The organism is Streptomyces sp. NBC_00557 (genome assembly GCF_036345995.1).
In the GTDB taxonomy this organism is placed as follows: domain Bacteria; phylum Actinomycetota; class Actinomycetes; order Streptomycetales; family Streptomycetaceae; genus Streptomyces.
Map to the genome: position 1 here is coordinate 1,947,777 of NZ_CP107796.1, position 22,635 is coordinate 1,970,411.

Below are 22,635 nucleotides of genomic sequence, written 5' to 3' on the forward strand. Positions count from 1 at the left end.
GGGCGTGGCAGCCGTGCCATCGCCGTCGCCGTACCGAAGGGAAACGCGATGAGAGCTGCCGCCCTGTACTCGGCCGCCGGGTCCTTGCTGCTGACCACGCTGGCCGCCGCCCCGGCGGACGGCGCGGGCGGGGCGTCCGCCGTCCCCGGCGCGGCCGAGCTGCGCGGCACCGCGGTGGCCGTGGCCCGCGCCCGGGCGGCCGGCATCGACTTCGGCGCGTGCTCCCCCGCCGACGTACCCGAGGCGCCGAAGGGGCTGCGCTGCGGCACGGTGACCGTCCCGCTCGACTACGCCCACCCGGACGGCAGGCAGATCAGACTGACGGTCAGCCGGATGCCGGCGACGCAGAAGGACCCGCGCAACAGCAAGCGGAAGGTCCCCCGGCAGGGCGCCCTCGTCTACAACCCGGGCGGACCCGGCGCGTCCGGCATGTACTTCCCGCTGATCGGCTCGGTCCCCCAGTGGCAGCGGATCGCGGCCGCCTACGACCTGGTCGGCTACGCGCCGCGCGGCGTGGGCCGTTCGGCGCCGCTGTCCTGCGAGGACCCGAAGCGCTTCCTGAAGGCGCCCACCGCGGCGCCGGCGCACCCGTCGGAGGCGTACAAGCGGCAGCGCATCGCACAGGCGAAGGCGTACGCGCGGGGCTGCGCCAAGCGCTCCGGGAAGAGGCTCCGCTTCTACACGTCGCTGAACAACGCGCGGGACCTGGACGTGCTGCGGGCCGCGCTGGGCGAGGACCGGCTCACCTTCGCGGGGGCGTCCTACGGCACCTACTTCGGCGCGCTGTACGCGGCGATGTTCCCCACGCACGTACGGCGCATGGTGCTGGACTCGGCGGTCGACCCCGATCCGGCGAAGATCTGGTACCAGGACAACCTCGACCAGTCGGCCGCGTTCGAGGAGCGCTGGGCCGACTTCCGGGACTGGGTCGCCCGCCACGACGACGTCTACAAGCTCGGCGACACCGCCGCGAAGGTGCAGCGCAGCTATGACACCGCCGCCGGCCGGCTGGCCCGGAAGGCCGCCGGCGGGAAGGTCGGTCCCGGCCAGCTGCAGAACGCGTTCCTGACGGCCGGGTACTACGACGACTTCTGGCCGAGCCGGGCCGCGGCGCTGTCGGCCTATCTGCACGGCGATCCCGCGCCGCTGGTCCGGCTGGCCGCGCCGGACGCGCGGACGGCCGCGGAGGCGGAGAACGAAAACGCCGTCTACACGGCGGTGGAGTGCAACGACGCGCCCTGGCCGACGGACTGGAAGGTGTGGGACCGGGACAACACCCGGCTCGCCCGGGTGGCGCCGTTCGAGACCTGGGACAACGCGTGGATGAACCTGCCGTGCGCCTACTGGCCGGAGCCCCGGCAGCAGCCGCTCGACGTGCGCACCGGGCCGGGCGAGCTGCCGCCGGTGCTGATCCTGGCGGCCGAGCGGGACGCGGCCGCGCCGTACCCGGGCGCGCTGGAGATGAACCGGCGGCTGGGCGGTTCGGTGCTGGTGACCGAGCGGGACGCGGGCACGCACGGCATCGCGGGCGGCCCCAACCGCTGCGTCAACGGCCACTTCGAGGCGTACCTGCTCGAAGGGCGGATCCCGGGACGGCACGCGGCCTGCGCGCCGCACCGGTTGCCTCCGGCGGCCGGGCCGGGAAAGGGGACCCGGCGCGGGCTGCCCGAGGCCGGGCGGCGCTAGGGACTGCCGGTCCCGTTGGCGGCGCCGCCCCCGAGGGAACCGTCAGGCCAGCCCGGCCACCAGGTCCCCGATGTCCTTGCGGCGGCCCGTGAAGAACGGGATCTCCTCGCGGACGTGCATCCGGGCCTCGGAGCCGCGCAGGTGGCGCATGAGGTCGACGATGCGGTACAGCTCGTCGGCCTCGAACGCCAGGATCCACTCGTAGTCGCCGAGGGAGAAGGACGCGACCGTGTTGGCGCGCACGTCCGGGTAGCCGCGGGCCATCTTGCCGTGGTCGGCGAGCATGCGGCGGCGGTCCTCGTCGGGCAGCAGGTACCAGTCGTAGGAGCGCACGAACGGGTAGACGCTGACGTAGTTGCGGGGCGTCTCGTCGGCGAGGAACGCCGGGATGTGCGAGCGGTTGAACTCGGCCGGGCGGTGCAGCGCCATGTTGGACCACACCGGGGTGAGCGCGCGGCCCAGCTTGGTGCGGCGGAAGAGGTTGTACGCCTCCTGGAGCTGGTCGCTCGTCTCGGCGTGCCACCAGATCATCAGGTCGGCGTCGGCGCGCAGGCCGGAGACGTCGTAGGTGCCGCGGATGGTCACGTCCTTGGCGGCCAGCTGGTCGAACAGCTGCTGGACCTCGTCGGCGTAACCCGCGCGGTCCTCCGGCAGCACGTCCTTCAGCTTGAAGACCGACCACAGGGTGTAGCGGATGACCTCGTTGAGGTCCTTGGCCAGCTTGCCCTTGTTCGGAATCCTGCCGGTCTCGGTGATGGGGGCGTCGTCACTCATGGTCCCTATTCTCCCGCTCCGCCGTGCAGGCTCTGCACCGGGTGGGCGGTCAGCTCCCGGACCCCGGTCGGGTCGCCGCCCAGCTGGTCCACCGCCGCGTACGCGCTCGCGACGCACGCCGGGACGCCGACGCCGTCGTACTGCGCGCCGCACACCGCGAGCCCGGGCAGCTTGGCGACATGCTCGCGGATGCGGGCCACGCGCGCGTGGTGGCCCACCGGATACTGCGGCAGGCCGTCGGTCCAGCGGGTGACCCGGGTGTCCAGGGGGACGGCGTCCAGGCCGGTGGCCTCGCGCAGGTCGTGCCGGGAGACGTCCACCAGGCCGGCGTCGTCCCGCTGGAGGATCTCCGTCTCGCCGTACCGGCCCACCGAGGTGCGCAGCACGACGACGTCCGGGTCCTGCTCGGCGATCCAGGCCCACTTCTGCGAGGCGAACGTGGACGCCTTGATGGTGCGCCCGTCGACGGGGGGTACGAGGAAGCCGCTGCCCTCCGGCAGGCGCAGGTCCGCGCGCCGGTAGGCGAGGGTGACCAGGGCCATGGAGGCGTACTCGATCGCGGCCAGCTCGGCGGCGGCCTCCGGGGACTCCGGCCGCAGCAGACCGGCGGCGGCCGGGGCCGGTACGGCGAGGATCACCGCGTCGGCGTGCAGCAGGCGCTCGCCCGCGGTGATCCGCCAGCCGCCGGACGCCTCCCGGCGCAGCCCGGTGACCGGCGTCCCCGTCAGGATCTCTCCGCCCCGCGCGCGCACCGAGTCCGCGACCGCGAGCGGCAGGGTGCCGACGCCGCCCTCGATGCCCATGAACACCGGCCCGGTCTGCGGGTTCGCCGCCGCCCTGGCCTGGATGCCGCGGACCGCCTCGGTGAGGGAGGTGTGGGTGCGGGCGGCCTGGAAGAGCTGGGGGACGGCCGAGCGCATCGAGATGCGGTACGCGTCGCCCGCGTACACCCCGCCGAGCAGGGGATCGACCAGGCGGTCGACCACCTCGCGGCCGAGCCGCGCCGCGACGTACTCCCCCACGGCCACGTCGTCGCCGACCTCGGTGGGCGGCAGGTCGGCGTCCCGCTCGATGCGGGCGAGGCCCTCGTCGGAGAGCACTCCGGTCAGGGCTGCGGCGGTGCCGGGGACGCCCATCACATGGCCCTTGGGCATGGGGCGCAGGGCGCCGCGGGTCCAGATCGAGGCGGTGGCGGTGGCCGGCGGCCGGAGCCGTCCGTCGAGGCCGGCCTCGCGCGCGAGGGTCACCGCCTCGGGGCGGCGGGCGAGCAGCGACTCGGCTCCCAGGTCGACGCGCACGCCCGCGATCTCACCGGGCAGCAGCTTGCCGCCGACCCGGTCCGCGGCCTCCAGCACGGTCACGCGCGTGCCGCGTCCGAGCAGCCGGTGGGCGGCGGCCAGCCCGGCGATACCGGCTCCGATGACGACGACATGCCCCGCAGGCGTAACCGTTGCGCTCATGCCCCCACTCTCTCAGACACCGCTGACACTCCCGTGAGGGCCGGAAGTCCTCGGCACCGGGGCCGTCGGCCGAACGTTCCGGCGGGTCCGGCCGTCGTGGGAACGTCACGGGACGCAGAGCCCCAGGGGTCCCGCGCATGCGCACGTCACGTTCCGCAGGATCCGCACGTCCCGCGAGGGCCCTGGCGGGAATCCTGCTCGCCGCCTGCCTGGCCCTCGCCGGATGCGGCGGCGCGGCCGACTCGGGCGGCAGCGGCCGGGCGAAGACCGCGGCCGGATCCGCCGCGGACGGGGCCGGCGTGGCCGCCTGGCAGGACCAGGCGGCCGGGCCGGGCACGGGGGCGGGCCCCAGCACGGCGGCGCCCGGGACGCCCCGGCTGCTTCAGAGCGCGATCATCCGGACCGCCTCCTTCACCCTCCAGGTCAAGGACGTCGCCAAGGCCCTGGGCCGGGCACGGACCACCGCGGAGGACGCCGGCGGCTACGTCGGCGACGAGAGCACGAGCCGGGACGGCGCCGGGCGCGAGCACACCCGGGTCGTCCTGCGGGTGCCCGCCGCCGCGTACGACGCGGTCCTCGCCGAACTCCAGGGCGCCGGCAGGCTGATCAGCCGCACGCAGAAGGCCGAGGACGTCACCGACCAGGTCGTGGACGTGGCCGGCCGCGTGAAGGCGCAGCGGGCGAGCGTGGACCGGATCCGCGCACTGACGGCCCGGGCGACCAAGCTCAGCGATGTCGTCGCGCTGGAGGGCGAGTTGAGCAACCGTCAGGCCGGCCTGGAGGCGCTGCCGGCCCGGCAGGCGTCCCTGAAGGACCGCACGAGCCTCGCCACCGTCACGCTGTCGCTGTCCGGGACACCGGTGCACGCGGCGGCCGGTGACGGCTCCCCCGGCGTCGCGGACGCCCTGGCGGGCGGCTGGCACGTGTTCGTCACCCTGCTGCGCTGGATCCTGCTCGCGCTCGGCGCCGCCCTGCCGTTCGCGGCGTTCGCGGCCCTGCTGACGCTGCTGTGGCTGCGGGCCGTACGGCCCCGGCTGCCGCGCCGCCGGGAGCCCGCGCCCGCGATGACGGCGCCGGGGCCGCTGCCGTCGGGCCGGTCCGGCGCCGGAATGCTCCGGGGGGCGGCCGGAGCGGGACTGAGATGCCCGCGCCCCGTAGCGTGTCCCCATGAGCATGGACGGCGGGCGGGGCGGGACGGAACGACTGGTCGTGATCGGCGGCGACGCCACGGGCATGTCCGCGGCGTCGCAGGCGCGCCGGCTGAAGGGGCCGGAAGAGCTGGAGATCGTGGCCTTCGAACGCGGCCACTTCACCTCCTTCTCGGCGTGCGGCATCCCCTACTGGGTGGGCGGCGACGTCCCCGAACGGGACGACCTGATCGCCCGCACGCCCGGGGAGCACCGCGCGCGGGCGATCGACCTGCGGCTGCGCACCGAGGTCACGGAGATCGACGTGCCCGGACGGCGGGTACGCGCGCGTGACGTCGATTCCGGCGCCGAGTCGTGGACGTCGTACGACAAGCTCGTCATCGCGACCGGCGCGCGCCCGGTCCGCCCCGACCTGCCCGGCGTGGAGGCCCCCGGGGTGCACGGGGTGCAGACCCTGGACGACGGCCAGGCCCTGCTGCGGACGCTGGCACGCACGCGTGGCCGCAGGGCGGTGGTCGTGGGCGCCGGCTATATCGGCGTGGAGATGGCGGAGGCGCTCATCAAGCGCGGTTTCGAGGTGACGGTCGTCAACCGCGGCAAGGAACCCATGTCGACGCTCGACGCGGACATGGGCCGGCTGGTGCACCGGGCCATGGAGGGCCTCGGCATCGCCATGGTGAACGACGCCGAGGTCACCAAGATCCTCACCGGTCAGGACGGCCGGGTCCGCGCTGTGGCCACGCAGGACGCCGAGTTCCCGGCGGACGTGGTGATCCTCGGCATCGGCGTCCGCCCGCAGACCGCCCTCGCGAAGGCCGCGGGACTCCCCCTCGGCGCGCACGGCGGGCTGCTCACCGACCTCGCGATGCGGGTGCGCGGACACGAGAACATCTGGGCGGGCGGGGACTGCGTGGAGGTGCTGAACCTGGTCTCCGGCCAGGACCAGTACGTCCCGCTCGGCACCCACGCCAACAAGCACGGCCAGGTCATCGGCACCAACGCGGGCGGCGGTTACGCCACGTTCCCGGGGGTGGTCGGCACGGCCGTCAGCAAGGTCTGCGACCTGGAGATCGCCCGCACCGGCCTGCGCGAGAAGGACGCCGACCGGGTGGGCCTGCGGTACGAGACGGTCACCATCGAGTCCACCAGCCGCGCCGGCTACTACCCCGGCGCCTCCCCGATGACGGTCAAGATGCTCGCCGAACGCCGCACGGGCCGGCTGCTCGGCGTCCAGATCGTCGGCCGGGAGGGCGCGGCGAAACGCGTCGACATCGCCGCGGTGGCGCTCACCGCGCGGATGACGGTCGAGCAGATGACGGCCCTGGACCTCGGCTACGCCCCGCCCTTCTCACCCGTGTGGGACCCGGTGCTGGTGGCGGCGAGAAAGGCCGCGGCGAAGGTGCGGGAGGGCGCCTTCTGACGAGGAGGAACGGCGCGACCGGCCGCACCGGGCTTCCTAGGCCGTCCCGCTGATCCGCGGCAGAGCCGAGACCGCGGCCGGGGGCTGCTCGCCCGCGGGCTTGGCGTGCGTGGCCGTGGGCCGGGTGGACCGCAGCCGGTAGCTGACGGCCTCGTCCAGCGTGACCGGCCGCCCCATCTGCGAGGCGAGCCGCCCCGTTTCCTGACCGAGCCGTGCGACGTCCTCCCACGGGATCCGTACCACCAAAGACAGCTCGGCCTCGCCGTCGGGCAGTGCCTGCATCTGCTGAAGCTGCGGAGCGTTCGTCATCGCCTGTCCTCACGTCGGTTGAGGACAGATACGCACGGCCGCCCGGCGCCGTTCACCGATTCGCCCGCCGCATCCCGGGCACTACTTCTGTGTGGTCATCCCCGTTCATGACGTGAATCCGGTGCGCCGCACCCCCTGGGTGACGTACGCGCTCATCGCCGTCAACGTGCTGGTGTTCATCAACACGCCCGGCATAGCCGGTTCCGTGGCCGGCGGCAGCAGCCTGGCCGACCTGTGCCATCTGCAGGCCTTCACGGACCACTACGCGGCGGTGCCGCGGGAACTGATCCACCATCAGATGCCGCGGCTGGTGCCGACGGGACAGGTCGGCGTCGGCCCGCACGGCCCGGGCTGCGTGGTCGCCCCGCCCGGCTACGACAAGTCGCCGGCGCTGTCGGTGTTCACGGCGATGTTCCTGCACGGCAGCTGGCTGCACCTGCTCGGGAACATGCTCTTCCTGCTGATCTTCGGCAACAACGTCGAGGACCGGATGGGCCACATCCGCTTCTTCCTCTTCTACGTCGTCTGCGGTTACGCGGCCGGATACGGCTTCGCGCTGCTCAACGCCGCCTCCGGCGATCCGCTCATCGGCGCATCCGGCGCGATCGCCGGGGTGCTCGGCGCCTACATCGTGCTCTGGCCGAGGGCGCGGGTGTGGGTCCTCGTGCCGTTCCTGGTCTTCCTGCCGCTCAGGCTGCCCGCCTGGCTGGTGCTGGGCTTCTGGTTCGCGCTGCAGGCGGTGTACTCGGCCGGCGAGGGCGTCTCCAGCGCCGGCACCGTGGCGTACGCGGCGCACGTGGTCGGCTTCGTCGCGGGCATGCTGCTGGCCTGGCCGCTCAAGCCCGGCACCCCGCCCCCGCCGGAGCCGCGCGGCCTGCTGTTCGGCAGGCGGGCGCGGCCCCGCTACACCTGGTGAGTCAGCGCGCGGTCGCGGTGTGGACGTACTCCGCGAGCCGGGTCAGCGCGTCCGGGTCGGTGTTCGGCGGCACGCCGTGGCCGAGGTTGAAGACATGCCCCTCCAGGCCGGCGGCCGCGTCCAGCACCTCGCGGGTCCGGGCCTCGACGATGTCCTTGTCGGTGAACAGCACCGTCGGGTCCAGGTTGCCCTGGAGCGCCTTGCCGGGGCCGACGCGGCGCTGCGCCTCGTCCAGCGGGACCCGCCAGTCGACGCCGACGACGTCCGCGCCTGCCTCGCCCATGAGCTGCAGCAGCTCGCCGGTGCCGACGCCGAAGTGGATGCGGGGTACGCCGTAGCCGGCGACGGCGTCGAAGACCTTCGCGGACGCCGGCATGACCGAGCGCCGGTAGTCCGCCGGGGCGAGGGCGCCGACCCAGGAGTCGAACAGCTGGATCGCGCTGGCGCCGGCCTCGATCTGCACCTTCAGGAAGGCGGCCGTGATGTCGGCGAGCCGGTCCAGCAGGTCGGCCCACAGCTCCGGGTCGCCGTACATCATCGCCTTGGCGTTCTCGTACGTGCGGGACGGACCGCCCTCGACCAGGTAACTCGCGAGGGTGAACGGCGCGCCCGCGAAGCCGATCAGCGGGGTCGCGCCGAGCTCCTTCGTCAGCATGCCGACCGCCTCGGTGACGTACGGCACGTCCTCGGGGGTCAGGTCGCGCAGCCGGGCCAGGTCGGCACGGGTGCGGACGGGCTCGTCGATGACCGGGCCGACGCCGGGCTTGATGTCGAGGCCGATGCCGATGGCCTTCAGGGGCACGACGATGTCGCTGTAGTAGATCGCCGCGTCGACGTGGTGCCGGCGCACCGGCTGCAGCGTGATCTCGGTGACCAGCTCGGGCCGCGTGCAGGACTCGAGCATCGGCACGCCCTCGCGCACCTTGCGGTACTCGGGCAGCGAGCGGCCGGCCTGGCGCATGAACCACACGGGGGTGTGCGGCACGGGCTCGCGCCTGCACGCCTTGAGGAAGGCGCTGTCGTACGTTGCTGTCGGCTGCATGCTGCTGTTCGCGGTCACGGGGCAAGTTTCGCATGCCGCCGCGGCGGGACCCGCCGGGTGTGCGGGGGGAGCGCCGGCCGGCCCGCTCGCCGCCCCCGCCGGGTGCCACTGCCTGGGCCGCGTATGTGTCTTGCCCTGCACGAAGGCTCCGTTCCCCTTACTCTTCCCCGCATGGCTGCGGCTCACGGACGAATGTCGGACAGCGCTGACGGAATGGACGACATGAAGGACACCGAGGAGGCGGACCGGCGTTCCGGATCTCCGGGGCCGCCGGCTTTCCGTGCCGCGGTCGACTCCCTGCGCAGCTGCCGGCTGCGGCCGCAGGTCGAGGTGGAGGCCACGCCCGCCCCGCAGCGGCTCGCCCCCTACGCGTACGCGCTGGAGGCCGTGGTCGTGGACGGCGAGCAGGAGCTGGCCGACGGACGGCTGGTGCTGCTGCACGACCCGGCGGGCCACGACGCCTGGCGCGGCACGTTCCGGCTGGTGACCCTGGTGCGCGCGGAGCTGGAGCCGGAGATGGCGGCCGATCCGCTGCTGCCCGAGGTGTGCTGGTCGTGGCTGACGGGGGCGCTGCAGGCGCGCGGGCTCGGCTACGGCGAGCCGAGCGGCACGATCACCCGGGCGAGCTCGCACTACTTCGGCGGTCTGGGCGAGCGGCCGGCGGCCTCGCAGATCGAGATCCGGGCGTCCTGGACGCCGCGCGAGGGGCTCGGCGGGGTACCGGACACGGCCTCGCACCTGGCCTCCTGGTGCGATCTGCTGGCGCAGGTCGCGGGGCTGCCGCCGGCCGGTCCGGGCGACACCTCGGTGGTGACGCTGCCGCAGCGCAGGGGTCCGCAGCCCCGGTGACGCAGCCGCCGGACGGGCGACGTTCATCCGCATGGGCGGCTTATTGACCATCTCTTTGTCGATACGGCCACTTTCCGACCCCGAATCGCCTACACGCGAACCGACTCGATCTTCGGATGATCGATCGCGTGTCCGAATTGCACGGATTGTTACTCACTAGATCGTGATCATTCTCTAAAGGCGGACGAGTTTGCTGCCGAAGACGACTGTGACCTTGAAAGCACGGTTCGTCCCGGCTTCATCCCCACAAGCCGGCCCCGTCCCCCCACCCAGGAGGCCTGGTGTCCGTTCTCCTCGAGCAGCCCGCAAGCCTGGTCGCCTACCGCCCGAACAAGCCGACCGCCATGGTGGTCGTGGCCGACCCGCGCGTGCGCTCCACCGTCACCCGCCATCTGTGGGCGCTCGGCGTGCGCGATGTCATCGAAGCCTCGTCCATCGCGGAGGCTCGTCCCCGCATCGGCAACCCCCGCGACATCTGCGTCGCCGACGTCCACCTGCCGGACGGTTCCGGCCTGACCCTGCTGTCCGAGACCCGCGCCGCGGGCTGGCCCAACGGGCTGGCGCTGTCGGCCGCCGACGACATCGGCGCGGTGCGCAACGCCCTGGCCGGCGGGGTCAAGGGCTACGTCGTCACGGGCACCCGCACCAACATCGGCCTGCCCACCCGGCCCGGCGCCGCTCCCCTCGGCGCCGCCCGCATGCACCGCCGCCCCCCGGGTGCCCCGAGCCACCCGGGCGGCTACCGCGAGCTGTCCGGACGCGAGGTCGAGGTGCTGCGACTGGTCGCGGAGGGGCAGTCGAACAAGGCGATCGGCGTCTCCATGGGCCTGTCCGCCCTGACCGTCAAGAGCCACCTCGCCCGCATCGCCCGCAAGCTGGGCACGGGCGACCGCGCCGGCATGGTGGCCGTGGCCCTGCGCACCGGCATCATCCACTGAACCACCGCGCGCCGCCCCCACCGCCGGGCCGCGCACCGACCTGATCACCGAAGCGCCACCGACCTGATCACCGAAGCGCCACCGACCCGATCCCCGAACCGCCACCGACCCGATCACCAGACCTCCGCGGAACCGGCCGCCGAGCCGGCCCGCGACCCGACACCGGACCCTCCTCGGAACCGATCCCTGGGCCGACCCCCGAGCCGGCCGCAGGACCGGCCGCGACCCGGCCACGGCCTTCCGCCGGACCCGGCCCCTCCGCGAGCCGGTCGCGGGCCCCGGCGCTCCGGCCGTTCGGGGCAGCGCGCGGTTCACTCGTGTGAACCGCGGCTTTCACCGACGTGACTGGTTTACGACCCTCCCGCGCCCGTCGGCGGAACGTTCCGTCGACGGGCGCCGTCGACACACGGATACTCTTGACAGGTGACCGACGCCCAAGACACCGCAGCAGACTGCTCCCCGCGCACCACCGGAGGCACCCCTCCGGACGCCGCAGGATCTTCTGTGACGGGGGCGCCGACACCGCTGCTCGAGCCGCGCGAGGGCGTTCCCCCCGTCATCGCCGACCCGGCCGGCCTCGCCGACGTGGTCGCCGCGTTCGCCGCGGGCTCCGGGCCCGTCGCCGTCGACGCCGAGCGCGCCTCCGGTTACCGCTACGGCCAGCGCGCCTACCTGGTGCAGCTGCGCCGCGAGGGCGCAGGCACCGCGCTGATCGACCCCGTGGCCTGTCCCGACCTGTCCGCTCTCGGCACGGTCCTGTCCGGCGTCGAGTGGGACCTGCACGCCGCCACCCAGGACCTGCCCTGCCTGCGCGAGATAGGCATGGTCCCGACCCGGCTCTTCGACACCGAGCTGGCCGGGCGGCTCGCCGGGTTCCCGCGGGTCGGCCTCGGCGCCATGGTCGAGAACGTGCTGGGCTTCGTGCTGGAGAAGGGCCACTCCGCCGTCGACTGGTCGACCCGGCCGCTCCCCGAGCCGTGGCTGCGCTACGCCGCCCTGGACGTCGAGCTGCTGATCGACCTGCGGGACGCCCTGGAGAAGGAGCTGGACCGGCAGGGCAAGCTGGAGTGGGCCCTGCAGGAGTTCGACGCGATCGCGAGCGCGCCCCCGGCCGAGCCCCGGAAGGACCCGTGGCGCCGCACGTCCGGGATGCACAAGGTGCGCAGGCGCCGGCAGCTCGGTGTCGTACGGGAGCTGTGGGAGACGCGGGACCGGATCGCGCGGCGCCGGGACGTGTCGCCGGGCAAGGTGCTCAGTGACGCGGCCATCGTCGAGGCCGCGCTCGCGCTGCCGGCCAATGTGCACGCCCTGGCCCAGCTGAACGGCTTCGGGCACCGGATGGGGCGGCGTCAGCTGGAGCAGTGGCAGGCGGCGGTCGACCGGGCCAGGGCCCTGCCGGACTCCGCGCTGCCGCAGCCGGGGCAGCCCGTGACCGGCCCCCCGCCGCCGCGCGCCTGGGCCGACAAGGACCCCGCCGCCGCGGCCCGGCTGTCCGCGGCGCGGGCCGGGGTGACGGCGCTGGCCGAGCAGCTCAACCTGCCCCAGGAGAACCTGGTGTCCCCGGATACCGTGCGGCGGATCTGCTGGGAGCCGCCGCAGGTCGTCGACACCGAGTCCGTGGAGTCCGCGCTGGCCGGCTACGGCGCGCGGCCGTGGCAGGTGGAACTGGTCACGCCCGTGCTGGTGCGCGCGCTGACCGCCCGCGCCTGAGCCCGCCACCCGGCCGCCCCGCGCGGCAGGCCGTCGAGATCGCGCCAAGATCCTGGGCCGGCGTGAAGGGGAACGGGACGCGGACGCTGCGGTGGACGGCCGTACCCGGCGGGCGGGCCCTCCTTCCGTCCGCCGTCCCGGCGGTGTGACGTTCGCCGCTCGCGGCGAGGGGACTGGGCAGTTACGTTACTCGTAAGTAGCATGTGTCCTGAGCGGGCGCTCAGCGTGCCGCGCAGCAGTAGTGCCACCCCGCACCCTGGAGGAGAGCCATCGTGCCTCGTACCGTCAGGGACGTCGTCTTCGTCGACGGCGTCCGCACCCCGTTCGGCAAGGCGGGCCCGAAGGGCATCTACCACGAGACCCGCGCCGACGACCTCGTCGTGAAGGCGATCCGGGAGCTGCTGCGCCGCAACCCCGGTCTGGACCCGAAGAAGATCGACGAGGTCGCCATCGCGGCCACCACGCAGATCGGCGACCAGGGGCTCACCCTCGGCCGTACGGCCGGCATCCTCGCCGGACTGCCGCAGTCGGTGCCCGGCTACTCCATCGACCGCATGTGCGCCGGTGCGATGACCGCCGTGACGACCACCGCCGGCTCCATCGCCTTCGGCGCCTACGACGCCGTCATCGCCGGCGGCGTGGAGCACATGGGCCGCCACCCGATGGGCGAGGGCGTGGACCCCAACCCGCGGTTCGTGAGCGAGAAGCTGGTCGACGAGTCGGCCCTGTTCATGGGCATGACCGCGGAGAACCTGCACGACCGCTACCCGCACATCACCAAGCTGCGCGCCGACGAGTACGCGGTCCGCTCGCAGGAGAAGGCCGCCAAGGCGTACGCCAACGGCAAGATCCAGCAGGACCTGGTGCCGATCTCGGTACGCCGCACCAACCCCGAGGGCGGCGAGACCGGCTGGGGCCTGGTGACGCAGGACGAGCCGATGCGGCCGGGCACCACGCTGGAGAACCTGGCGAACCTGAAGACGCCGTTCCGCGTGCACGGCCGGGTCACCGCCGGCAACGCGGCCGGTCTGAACGACGGCGCCACCGCCTCGATCATCGCGAGCGAGGACTTCGCCCGCGAGCACGGCCTGCCGGTGAAGATGCGGCTCGTCTCCTACGCCTTCGCGGGCGTCGAGCCGGAGGTCATGGGCTACGGCCCGATCCCGGCGACCGAGAAGGCCCTCGCCAAGGCGGGCCTGTCGATCTCCGACATCGGCCTGTTCGAGATCAACGAGGCCTTCGCCGTGCAGGTGCTGGCCTTCCTCGACCACTACGGCATCGCGGACGACGACGAGCGCGTCAACCAGTACGGCGGCGCCATCGCCTTCGGTCACCCGCTGGCCTCCTCCGGCGTCCGGCTGATGACGCAGCTGGCCCGCCAGTTCGAGGAGCAGCCGCAGGTCCGCTACGGCCTGACCACCATGTGCGTCGGCTTCGGCATGGGCGCGACGGTCATCTGGGAGAACCCGCACTTCGAGGGGGACAAGTGAGCACCACCGCCGAGCTTCTGAAGCAGGCCTCCGAGCAGTTCCCCGACGAGGTCGTCACCAGCGCGCACGTACGCCACTTCGACCTGCCGTTCGGCGCCGGCCGCTTCGCGCTGATCACGCTGGACAACGGCTTCGACCACACCAAGCCGACCACCTTCGGCCCCGGCTCGCTGGCGAACCTCAACGCCGCCATCGACCAGGTCGAGAAGGAGGCGGCGGACGGCGAGATCGTCGGCGTCGGCATCACCGGCAAGCCGTTCATCTTCGCGGTCGGCGCCGACCTCAAGGGCGTGGAGATCCTCAAGGAGCGCGAGCACGCGCTCGCCATCGGCAAGGGCGGCCACGACGTCTTCAAGCGTCTGTCCGCGCTGGCCGTGCCGACCTTCGCCTACTACAACGGCGCGGCGATGGGCGGCGGTGTCGAGGTCGGTCTGCACTGCACCTACCGCACGGTGTCCAAGGCCGTCCCGGCGTTCTCGCTCCCCGAGGTCTTCCTCGGCCTGGTCCCCGGCTGGGGCGGCTGCACCCTGCTGCCGAACCTGATCGGCGCCGACAAGGCCGTCTCGGTCATCATCGAGAACTCGCTGAACCAGAACAAGCAGCTCAAGGGCAAGCAGGTCCACGAACTCGGCATCGCCGACGCCCTGTTCGAGGGCGCCGACTTCCTGGAGCAGTCGCTGGTGTGGACCGCGCAGGTCCTCAAGGGCGACATCCAGGTCGAGCGCCCGGTCATCGACCGCGGCGAGGCCTGGGACCAGGCGGTCGAGCGGGGCCGGTTCATCGCCGACTCCAAGGTGCACGGCGCGGCCCCGGCCGCCTACCGGGCCCTGGACATCATCGCGGCCGCCAAGAACGGCGACCTGCAGCAGGGCTACGACGCCGAGGACCAGGCCCTCGCGGACCTGATCATGAGCGGCGAACTGCGCGCCGGCATCTACGCGTTCAACCTCGTGCAGAAGCGCGGCAAGCGTCCCGCCGGCGCCCCGGACAAGAACCTCGCCCGCCCGGTCACCAAGGTCGGCGTGGTCGGCGCCGGTCTGATGGCCTCGCAGCTGGCCCTGCTGTTCCTGCGCCGCCTGGAGGTGCCGGTCGTGCTGACCGACATCGACCAGGAGCGCGTCGACAAGGGCGTCGGCTATGTCCACGCCGAGATCGACAAGCTGCTCGGCAAGGGCCGGATCAACCAGGACAAGGCCAACCGCCTCAAGGCCCTGGTCACCGGTGTCCTGGACAAGGCGGAGGGCTTCGCGGACGCCGACTTCGTCATCGAAGCGGTGTTCGAGGAGATGGGCGTCAAGCAGAAGGTGTTCGCGGAGGTCGAGGCGGTCGCCCCGGCGCACGCGATCCTCGCCACCAACACCTCCTCGCTGTCCGTCTCCGAAATGGCGTCGAAGCTGAAGCACCCCGAGCGGGTCGTCGGCTTCCACTTCTTCAACCCGGTCGCGGTGCTGCCGCTGCTGGAGATCGTCCGCGGCGAGAAGACCGACGACGCCTCCCTGGCCACGGCGTTCGCCGTCGCCAAGAAGCTGAAGAAGACGGCGGTCCTGGTCAAGGACGCCCCGGCGTTCGTCGTGAACCGCATCCTGACCCGCTTCATGGGCGAGATCCAGAACGTCATCGACGAGGGCACCCCGGTCGAGGTCGCCGAGAAGGCCATCGAGCCGCTCGGTCTGCCGATGTCCCCGCTGGTGCTGCTGGAGCTGGTCGGCCCGGCGATCGGTCTGCACGTCTCGGAGACCCTGCACGGGGCCTTCCCGGACCGCTTCAAGGTCTCCCCGAACCTCAAGGCGGTCGTGGAGGCGGGCAAGCGCGGCTTCTACGTCTACGACAGCGGCAAGCCGGAGCTGGACCCGGAGGTCGCCGCGCTGCTGAAGCAGGGCGACGTCGTGCTGACGGAGGAGCAGGTCCGCGCCCGTGTCCTCGACGCGGTGGCGCAGGAGATCGGGCTCATGCTCGACGAGGGCGTCGTCGCCGAGGCCCAGGACATCGACCTGTGCCTGATCACCGGTGCCGGCTGGCCCTTCCACCTGGGCGGCATCACGCCGTACCTGGACCGCGAGGGCGTCTCGGAGCGCGTGAACGGCAAGAAGTTCCTTCAGCCGGGCGTGGCGTCGGTTCCGGCGTGACCTCGTGACAGCAGGAAGGGCCCCCGCCGCGGCGGGGGCCCTTCCGCGTGCTCAGACCTGCCGCCACGCCTCCAGCGCCAGTCCGGGCTCGTCCTTGCGGCGGGTCAGCAGGAGCTGTCCGGTCGACGGCGACAACGTTGCCGCGGCCACCCGGCCGTCGGCGTCGGTGGCGAGGGACACCGTCGCGTCCACGGGCAGCCGCGGGCCCGACTCGGTCCACCAGGCGCCCGCAGACTCCTGTTCCGTGGGATACGCGGCGAAGGCGACGCGGCCGCTCGCCGAGCGCTGGGCGAGCAGGGTGCAGTCGTGGCCGTCGAGGTCGCAGCGGACCGCCGAGACCGGGCCGGAGCCGGCCGCCGGCAGCAGGACGGCCGGCTCGACCCCGGGGCGCCAGGCGCACAGGTCGCCCGAGGTGTCGGTGTAGTAGAGGGTCGTGCTCCCGGGCGAGGTGGCCAGGGCGTGGAGGGTGCCCGGTCGCACCGGGGTCCGCAGGGCTTGCGTCAGGACCGGTTCGGCGCCCGGCTTCTCCTGGCGCCAGTGGAGGATCCCGTCGGAGGCGGCCGCGTACAGCTCGACCCGGCCGGACTCCCCCGTCACCGCCGCGAGCCCGTCCCGGACCTGCTCCCCCTCCAGGTCCCGCCAGGCTTCCCAGCCGCCCTTCTCCTTCTGGGCTAGCAGCCGCACCCCGCCCTGCCCGTCGGGCACGAAGACATGCGCGCGGCCCTCGGCGTCGACGGCGACCGCGGGCGTGCCCGTGCGGTCGCCCTTCTTCCGCGGATGGCCGACCGGGCTCCAGTCCAGGGCGGCGAGACGCGGCCGGAAGTGGGTGGAGTGGACGAGTCCCGACTCGCCCTTGACGGTGGGCCGCCAGGAGACCAGGTGGGCGTAGCCGTCGGCGCCCTGGCCGATCGCCAGGACGGGGTGCAGCCGCTGGTCGCCGCCGACCTTGCGCGGGGTCGTCCAGGGGCCGCCGGGTTCGCGTTCCGCCCGGCACAGGACGGCGTCGCCCGACAGCTGGTAGACACTGAGCCGGCCGTCGCGGCCGCGCAGAAGCCAGTCGCCGCTCACCGGATCACCCTGATCCGTGGGTCCCACGCGGCCCGCGCCCGGGATGCTCACAGCCGCTTGGCGCTGCGGAACAGCTTGGCGTAGAAGCCGTTTCCGTCGAGGCGCGAGACACCTCCCTGGTCGCCGATGGTCGGCCCGTTCTGCTCCTTGCGGCTGGAGATGAAGATCTTGTGGCCCTCGGTGTCCGGGCCGAGGTAGATCGCGGAGTGGTCCATGTGGTTGCCGGTGCGGTGGTCCATCTTGAAGAACAGCAGATCACCGGGCTGGAGCACGTCGATGTTCTGCGGCCGGGTGTACCACGGGCTCGGGCCCTGGAGCTTGATGATGTCCACGCCCTCCTTGCCGCGGGCCATGCCGTCGGCGGTGCGCGGCAGCCCGTCGCCGTGGTCGTTGTCGGACATCAGCGGGTAGCGGGCGCGGTAGCCGTAGACCAGGCGCAGATAGCCGGAGCAGTCCACCGAGCGCAGCCGGTCCTGCTGCGGGTACTTGGTGACTCCGTCCCGGAAGGTGTACGGGATGCCCAGGTAGTCGTAGAAGTCGGTCTGTTCGTAGCGGTCGACGCCGTCGGTCTTCAGGGGGCCGTAGTAGGCGTGGCCCGCGTACTGGATGCCCTGGTCGTCCTTCTTGACCGGCGCGCCCACGATGTACTGGAAGGCGAACGCGAAGATGTCGTCCTCCTCGCTGCCGTAGTACTGCTTGAACCAGTCCTTGAACCACTGCTGCTTCTCGGCGCCCTTGGTCCACGGCTCCGGCATCAGGCGCACCCAGTCGTCGGTGACCAGCTTGGTGCTGGTGTTGGACGGTTCGCTGAAGGTGCGGGTCGGGCCCTTGAGGGTGGCGGTGCGGGCGCCGTCGGTGAAGGTGGCGATGACCGCGCCCTTGCCGTCGCGCAGCACCGAGCGGGCCGGGTTGTTCAGCCGTTCCCAGGTCTGCTTGCCGGTCGCCCCGCCCGAGCTGTGCAGGTTCTCGGTGATGGTCTGGGCGGCCGGGAGCTTCGCCTGCTCGTCCTTGCGCAGTTCGTAGGTGAAGTAGGCGCTGCCCGCGAGCAGCGCCAGGACCGTCACCGCGTGGACGACGGGTCGGCCTTTGCGCTTCGGCATGGTGGGGGCTCCAGTGATGCGTCGGGTTCGGGCGGTTCAGGCGGACGGCATGGCGCCGAGCAGGATGCCGGCGGTCAGCACCACGTAGGTGGCGAGGGTGACCGTGCCGACGGACAGCAGGGTCGCGCCCTTGGGCTGGCGGACCAGCTGGTAGCCGACCAGGCCCGGCACGATGAAGCCGAGCGTCTGGTTGGCGTACAGCAGCGGGAACTCCATCTGCAGCACGATGATCACGGTGGCCTGGATGAGCACGCCGCTGAGCACGACGGCCGCGAACAGCCGCTTGCCGTAGAGGATCACGTACTTCTGCATGAGCAGCGTGGCGAGGTACGTCAGCACGGTCACGCCGACGACGAGCGCGGCCCGCTGGAGGTCCTCGATGAGCGTGAGCGCGAGCCAGCCCGGAGTGATCATGCCGCCCGGCGACAGGTTGGTCGTCAGGTAGCACATGAGCGAGAACATCAGGCCCAGGCCGATGCCGATCGCGGCGATCTCGGGGGTGAGGACGGAGGGGATCAACGCTGTTCTCCTGGGCTGTGCCACTGCTGGCTGTCGTCGGCGGAAGGCTGGGGCGGGAAGCGGGGTTCGAACAGGCCGCGCGAGCGGTCCGGTTCGTCCGCCCGGCCGCGGTCGGCGGGCGCCTGCGGCACGGCGGCCGCCTGCGGCTCGGCGGGGGCGGGCGGGCCGGCCGGGTGCGGCTGGGGCTCGGTCCAGGCGCCGTACGACTGCGCCCGCTCGTGTCCGGTCCCGTGCCCCGGATCCTCGTGCCGGTGGGGGCGGGCGGCGTCGCGCTGCGCCGGCAGCCGGGGGACGTACGGCTGCTGGTGCTGGGCGTAGCGCGACTCGTACGCCTCCGAGTAGTGCTGGTAGGGGTCGATGCGGGGCGCGTAGAGCTGCATGGTCTCCGAGGAGTCGGTCCCGTCCGGCGCGTGCTCGGTCCGGCGGGCCGGTGCCGTGGCGGCGGGAGGCGCCGGCTCGTCGGCGCTCTCGTCCGGCGGCAGTTCGGCCAGGTGCTCCAGCAGGATCTCGCCCTGCCCGTGGATGTTGCCGATCGCGACCATCGACGAGTCGGGGCCGAGCATGTCCAGCATCTTCCCCATGAACTCCTCGGCGTCCCGCCTGTCGCCGCCGAGGTCCACGGCGCGCGAGCGGAACTCGGCGGGGATCGCGTCGATGGCGGACTTGGCCGGGTGGCCGATGACGAAGACGCGCTCGGGGTCGAGGTCGGGGATGATCTCGCCCATCTGGCCGTTGCGTTCGACGCGGTCGGGGCGGCAGTTGATGACCACGTTGAGGGGGCGGTGGATGGCGCCGAGGTCGAGCAGCTGGTTGATGTTCATCAGCGTCGACTCGGGGTCGTTGGCCGCGAAGACGTTGGCGAAGCGCAGCTTCTTGCCGTCGTGCGTCAGGTAGCGCTCGACGGAGAGCACACCGGGGTCCGGCGGGGCGTCGTACATGCCCTGCAGGGCCGTCTCGCGGTCCACGCCGAGGAGTTCGGCGACGGCGAGGGCGATGGCCACGTTCTCCTTGAAGGTGAACCAGCTGAACCCGCGCAGCTCCTCGTCGGTGACGGTGTCGGGGTCGGCGTAGACGAGCTTGCAGTTACGGGCGTCCGCCTCCTCCTGGAGGATGTGGAAGCGGTCCTTCTCGGCGGTGACGCAGATGCCGTCCTCGGGCATCGAGCGGCACAGCGAGCGGGCCACGTCGTCCAGGGTGGGGCCCATCTCGGCCAGGTGGTCCTCGCGGACGTTGCACAGCACGCCGATGGTGGAGCGGATCAGCTTGGACTGGTTGATCTCCTGCAGCGCGGGCATGACGGCCATGCACTCGATGACCAGCGCGTCCGGCTTGTAGGCGGCGGCCCGGCGCACGATGCCGATCTGCTCGACCACGTTGGCGATGCCGAACTTGCGGTAGACCGGCTCCTCGGTGGCGTCCGGGTGGATGAACCGGGCCGCGGTGCCGGTCGTCTTGGCGACGGTGGTGAGGCCGCCGCCGCGCAGGGCGCCCGCGCACAGCCGGGTGATGGAGGACTTGCCGCGGATGCCGTTGACCAGGACGCGGGTGGGGATGTGGTCCAGGTTGGTGAAGTGCCGCCGCTGCTCGATGACGCCCGCGGCGAGCAGTATCGCGCAGCAGACCAGCAGCACGGTGTAGAGGAAGAGCACGGGTGATCAGTTCCTTGTGTACTGCTGGGGCGGGTACTGCTGCGGGGGGTACGGCTCCTGGTACGGCGGCTGCGCGTACCGTTCGGGCGGGTCCTGGCGCGGCCCGTCCGTCCCCGGCGGGTTGGGGCGGGGCGGCGGGGTGCGGCGGGGCTGCTGCCTGCGCTGGTCCTGCAGCTGCTGGCGGATCAGTTCCAGGGAGCGGGTGACGGCGCCGACCTCGTCGTGGTGCTGCGGGAAGAGCACGGTCTTGCGGTCGCCGTCGGCCAGTGCCTCGGCCCGGTCGGCGAGGGTGCGCATCGGCCGGGCGACGACCATGTGCAGCCAGCCCAGGCAGGCGACGGCCGCGGCGGCGCCGAGCAGACCGGCGAGGACGGTGCGGTTCTGGGTGTCGTACTCCGGGATGGGCAGGTGGTCGACGGGCTGCCAGCTGACCACGCTCCAGTGCAGCGACTGGGCCGACCCGCCGCCGGAGAACGGCGCGGCGGCGGCGATGCGCAGCCCGTTGTCCCGGTAGAGCACGCCGCTCGGCTGCGGCTTCTTGCCGAGCCGCTGGGTGCTGGCCTCGACGAGGTCCTTGAGGTGGCCGTCGGGCAGCGACTGGAAGGCGAGGAAGCCGGTGTTGCCGGCGATGACCTTGCTCTGGTCGTCCACGAGCCGGACCACGCCGAGGCCCGGCCGGGTCAGCAGGGCGTTGAAGAACTCGACGCGGAACTCGCCGACCAGCCGGGCGCCGCCGCGGCCGGGTATCTCGGCGGCGGCGACGACCACGGGCTCCTTGCCGCCGCGGCCGAGCAGCCTGAGCGGCTTGTCGGAGACCCGGTTGGCCTGGATCACCTTGGGCTTCTTGCCCTCGCGGGCCTGGATCGCACCGTGCGCGTCGACGACGTAGAGGGAGCGGTAGCGCCTGTTCTCGTTGTAGGTGCGTTCCAGCACCCTCTCCATCGCCTCGGGCGAGGTCTTGTCGCCGATGAGGGAGGCGACGGACTGCAGGTCGGCGTCGCCCTCGTTGAGGGCGCGGCGGACCCGGTCGCTGAGCGTGTCGGTGCGTTCGCGCTGGTCGTTGACGAGCTGCCGGGGCACCTCGGCGCTGCTGCCGGCCCGGTTGACCAGCAGCATCAGCGGAGCGGACCAGGCCAGCAGCAGGACGGCGCAGACCGCGAGGAGGGCGCGGGTGCCGACCCGGCGCACCCCGCTCGGGCGGACGACGGGGCCGGTGGACTCCGGGCTCTCGCCGAGCAGTTGGCGGCGCAGCCGTTCCAGGGCGCCTCCGATGCGGTGCGCCTCGCCGTAGCCGGGGACGGTGACGGGCCGGGTCAGGTCGCCGCGGGTGAGCCGGCGGGACTCCAGGAACAGCCTCAGCAGCGGGCGCTGCACGGTGCCCAGCAGCACCGCCACGGCCAGGGCGCCGACGACGAGCAGGGCGCCGCCCGTGGCCAGCCCGAACACCGGGGACTGGGCCCGGCCGGACTCCTCGGTCACCCTGACCATGGAGACCACGGACAGGCCGAGCCCGGTGGCGGTGGTGCGCTCGCCGGGCGCGGACGCGGCGAGCGTGGCGTATCCGGCGACGGAGCGGTCGCCGGCCAGCTTGCCGCCGAGCAGGCTGCCGCTGACGCCCTGGTAGCCGCCGGTGCCGGGTTCCCTGCTGCTGCGCGGGTCCTGCTGGGCGCGGCGGGCGGCCTGCCGGGCGAACTCCGTCAGCTGCTCGCGGGAGGCCGTGAGGTCCTTGCGGTCGATGCTGTTGCGCGCGGACGCGGGGTCCGCGATGCCGTCCTCGCTGAGGATCGTGCCGCCGGAGTCGACGACGGCGATGGAGCGGAACTGGCCGAGGCTGATGCCGGGGAACTTCAGGTTCCGGGAGGCGACCAGCAGCAGCTGCGGCTTGCCCGGCCAGGTCAGCAGTCCGAAGGACAGCAGCCGTACCTCGCCGTTCTTCTGCTGGACCATGCGCGGGGCCAGCCCGTCCTCGCCGCTGAGCGAGGACAGGTCCACGGAGGTCAGCGGCACCGTCTCGCCGCGGGCCGCGACCAGCTTGCCGGTGCGGATCTCGACGACGGCGGTGCCCATCCACTTCTGGTAGGTGCTGCCGAGCTTGTCGAGGACGGCGTCGCCGGTGACCGGCTGTCCGGCGCTGAAGAGTGCGGCGGACCGGGTGACGTCCTTGACGGACTCGTCGATGGAGGCGCGCAGCGCGATGGCGCCGTCCTCGGCGAAGTGCTGCTGGGAGGTCAGCACCGCCTTCGGTACGCCCGTGGTGTCGACGCGTCCCAGCACCAGGGCCGTGATGCCCGAGAGCGTCAGCAACAGCACCGAGAGGACCGCGATCGGCGGACGGATGCCTCCGATCAGCGACATGTCGGCTCGGCGGCGGGCTTTGTGCTGCCGCGCCGGGGGCGGTGACGCCACAGGAGGTCTCCTCGTGAAATGCGGT

The 22,635-nt window shown here is 72.8% G+C and carries 17 protein-coding genes and 1 pseudogene; 9 read left to right on the top strand and 9 right to left on the bottom strand.

Annotated features, from left to right (window positions below; translation table 11 throughout):
• Window positions 1–48: 48 nt before the first annotated feature.
• The gene (locus OG956_RS07915; protein WP_330337233.1) at window positions 49–1,686 is read left to right on the top strand and encodes an alpha/beta hydrolase; all 1,638 of its coding nucleotides are present in this window, start codon (window positions 49–51) and stop codon (window positions 1,684–1,686) included.
• 42 nt (window positions 1,687–1,728) lie between these two features.
• Here OG956_RS07915 and hemQ read toward each other — a convergent pair whose 3' ends face one another.
• Window positions 1,729–2,460 carry a hydrogen peroxide-dependent heme synthase gene (gene hemQ / locus OG956_RS07920; RefSeq protein ID WP_330337234.1) on the bottom strand — a complete coding sequence of 244 codons (732 nt, stop codon included), beginning with the start codon at window positions 2,458–2,460 and terminating at the stop codon, window positions 1,729–1,731.
• Window positions 2,461–2,465: 5 nt separating this feature from the next.
• A complete protein-coding gene (hemG, locus tag OG956_RS07925) occupies window positions 2,466–3,920 on the bottom strand; it encodes a protoporphyrinogen oxidase (protein WP_330337235.1) in 1,455 nt (484 codons plus the stop codon).
• A gap of 137 nt (window positions 3,921–4,057) precedes the next feature.
• Between hemG and OG956_RS07930 the strand changes: the two are divergent.
• Together OG956_RS07930 and OG956_RS07935 are read left to right on the top strand one after the other, a co-directional pair.
• Window positions 4,058–4,873: pseudogene (locus OG956_RS07930) on the top strand (DUF4349 domain-containing protein); the annotation flags it as partial.
• Between the two features lie 214 nt (window positions 4,874–5,087).
• Entirely contained in the window at window positions 5,088–6,488 is a 1,401-nt protein-coding gene (locus OG956_RS07935) for an FAD-dependent oxidoreductase (protein WP_330337236.1), read from the top strand.
• A gap of 36 nt (window positions 6,489–6,524) precedes the next feature.
• Here OG956_RS07935 and OG956_RS07940 read toward each other — a convergent pair whose 3' ends face one another.
• Window positions 6,525–6,770, bottom strand: a complete 246-nt coding sequence (locus OG956_RS07940; RefSeq protein WP_443065666.1) for a hypothetical protein — start codon at window positions 6,768–6,770, stop codon at window positions 6,525–6,527.
• Window positions 6,771–6,888: 118 nt separating this feature from the next.
• Here OG956_RS07940 and OG956_RS07945 point away from each other — a divergent pair, with 118 nt between their 5' ends.
• Window positions 6,889–7,713, top strand: a complete 825-nt coding sequence (locus OG956_RS07945) for a rhomboid family intramembrane serine protease (RefSeq protein WP_330337238.1) — start codon at window positions 6,889–6,891, stop codon at window positions 7,711–7,713.
• Window position 7,714: 1 nt separating this feature from the next.
• Here the strand turns inward: OG956_RS07945 and hemE are convergent, their stop codons facing one another.
• Window positions 7,715–8,755, bottom strand: a complete 1,041-nt coding sequence (gene hemE, locus OG956_RS07950; protein ID WP_443065667.1) for a uroporphyrinogen decarboxylase — start codon at window positions 8,753–8,755, stop codon at window positions 7,715–7,717.
• A 171-nt stretch (window positions 8,756–8,926) separates the two neighbouring features.
• On the opposite strand from hemE, the gene OG956_RS07955 reads away from it, so the two are divergent.
• From OG956_RS07955 to OG956_RS07975, 5 genes are all read left to right on the top strand, one after another.
• Window positions 8,927–9,604, top strand: coding sequence for a DUF3000 domain-containing protein (locus OG956_RS07955; protein WP_330337240.1), 678 nt, complete (start codon window positions 8,927–8,929; stop codon window positions 9,602–9,604).
• A gap of 281 nt (window positions 9,605–9,885) precedes the next feature.
• Complete coding sequence (locus OG956_RS07960) at window positions 9,886–10,542, top strand: response regulator transcription factor (protein ID WP_023545949.1); 657 nt, start codon at window positions 9,886–9,888, stop codon at window positions 10,540–10,542.
• A gap of 423 nt (window positions 10,543–10,965) precedes the next feature.
• Entirely contained in the window at window positions 10,966–12,252 is a 1,287-nt protein-coding gene (locus OG956_RS07965) for a ribonuclease D (RefSeq protein WP_330337241.1), read from the top strand.
• Between the two features lie 272 nt (window positions 12,253–12,524).
• Complete coding sequence (locus OG956_RS07970; RefSeq protein ID WP_330337242.1) at window positions 12,525–13,742, top strand: thiolase family protein; 1,218 nt, start codon at window positions 12,525–12,527, stop codon at window positions 13,740–13,742.
• Window positions 13,739–15,868, top strand: coding sequence for a 3-hydroxyacyl-CoA dehydrogenase NAD-binding domain-containing protein (locus tag OG956_RS07975; RefSeq protein WP_330337243.1), 2,130 nt, complete (start codon window positions 13,739–13,741; stop codon window positions 15,866–15,868). The genes OG956_RS07970 and OG956_RS07975 overlap by 4 nt, the downstream gene beginning before the upstream one ends.
• Before the next feature lie 51 nt (window positions 15,869–15,919).
• Here the strand turns inward: OG956_RS07975 and OG956_RS07980 are convergent, their stop codons facing one another.
• Genes OG956_RS07980 through OG956_RS08000 form a run of 5 tightly spaced genes read right to left on the bottom strand, consistent with a single transcriptional unit; the run spans window position 15,920 to window position 22,559 of the window.
• Window positions 15,920–16,936 carry a hypothetical protein gene (locus tag OG956_RS07980; RefSeq protein WP_330337244.1) on the bottom strand — a complete coding sequence of 339 codons (1,017 nt, stop codon included), beginning with the start codon at window positions 16,934–16,936 and terminating at the stop codon, window positions 15,920–15,922.
• A 47-nt stretch (window positions 16,937–16,983) separates the two neighbouring features.
• Window positions 16,984–18,036 carry an NlpC/P60 family protein gene (locus OG956_RS07985; protein ID WP_330337245.1) on the bottom strand — a complete coding sequence of 351 codons (1,053 nt, stop codon included), beginning with the start codon at window positions 18,034–18,036 and terminating at the stop codon, window positions 16,984–16,986.
• 36 nt (window positions 18,037–18,072) lie between these two features.
• Window positions 18,073–18,555: a poly-gamma-glutamate biosynthesis protein PgsC/CapC gene (locus OG956_RS07990; protein WP_330337246.1), complete on the bottom strand. Its 483-nt coding sequence runs from the start codon at window positions 18,553–18,555 to the stop codon at window positions 18,073–18,075.
• Window positions 18,552–20,204 carry a poly-gamma-glutamate synthase PgsB gene (gene pgsB, locus OG956_RS07995; protein ID WP_330337247.1) on the bottom strand — a complete coding sequence of 551 codons (1,653 nt, stop codon included), beginning with the start codon at window positions 20,202–20,204 and terminating at the stop codon, window positions 18,552–18,554. The genes OG956_RS07990 and pgsB overlap by 4 nt, the downstream gene beginning before the upstream one ends.
• A gap of 6 nt (window positions 20,205–20,210) precedes the next feature.
• Window positions 20,211–22,559, bottom strand: coding sequence for a HAMP domain-containing protein (locus OG956_RS08000; protein WP_330337248.1), 2,349 nt, complete (start codon window positions 22,557–22,559; stop codon window positions 20,211–20,213).
• Between the last annotated feature and the right edge of the window lie 76 nt (window positions 22,560–22,635).

Excerpts from the sequence above, each read along its gene's own strand:
- OG956_RS07915 (WP_330337233.1), top strand. The coding sequence starts at position 49 with ATGAGAGCTGCCGCCCTGTACTCGGCCGCCGGGTCCTTGCTGCTGACC.
- hemE (WP_443065667.1), bottom strand. The coding sequence starts at position 8,755 with ATGCAGCCGACAGCAACGTACGACAGCGCCTTCCTCAAGGCGTGCAGG.
- OG956_RS08000 (WP_330337248.1), bottom strand. The coding sequence starts at position 22,559 with ATGTCGCTGATCGGAGGCATCCGTCCGCCGATCGCGGTCCTCTCGGTG.
- OG956_RS07985 (WP_330337245.1), bottom strand. The coding sequence starts at position 18,036 with ATGCCGAAGCGCAAAGGCCGACCCGTCGTCCACGCGGTGACGGTCCTG.
- hemG (WP_330337235.1), bottom strand. The coding sequence starts at position 3,920 with ATGAGCGCAACGGTTACGCCTGCGGGGCATGTCGTCGTCATCGGAGCC.
- OG956_RS07955 (WP_330337240.1), top strand. The coding sequence starts at position 8,927 with ATGGCTGCGGCTCACGGACGAATGTCGGACAGCGCTGACGGAATGGAC.
- OG956_RS07935 (WP_330337236.1), top strand. The coding sequence starts at position 5,088 with ATGAGCATGGACGGCGGGCGGGGCGGGACGGAACGACTGGTCGTGATC.
- hemQ (WP_330337234.1), bottom strand. The coding sequence starts at position 2,460 with ATGAGTGACGACGCCCCCATCACCGAGACCGGCAGGATTCCGAACAAG.
- OG956_RS07940 (WP_443065666.1), bottom strand. The coding sequence starts at position 6,770 with ATGCAGGCACTGCCCGACGGCGAGGCCGAGCTGTCTTTGGTGGTACGG.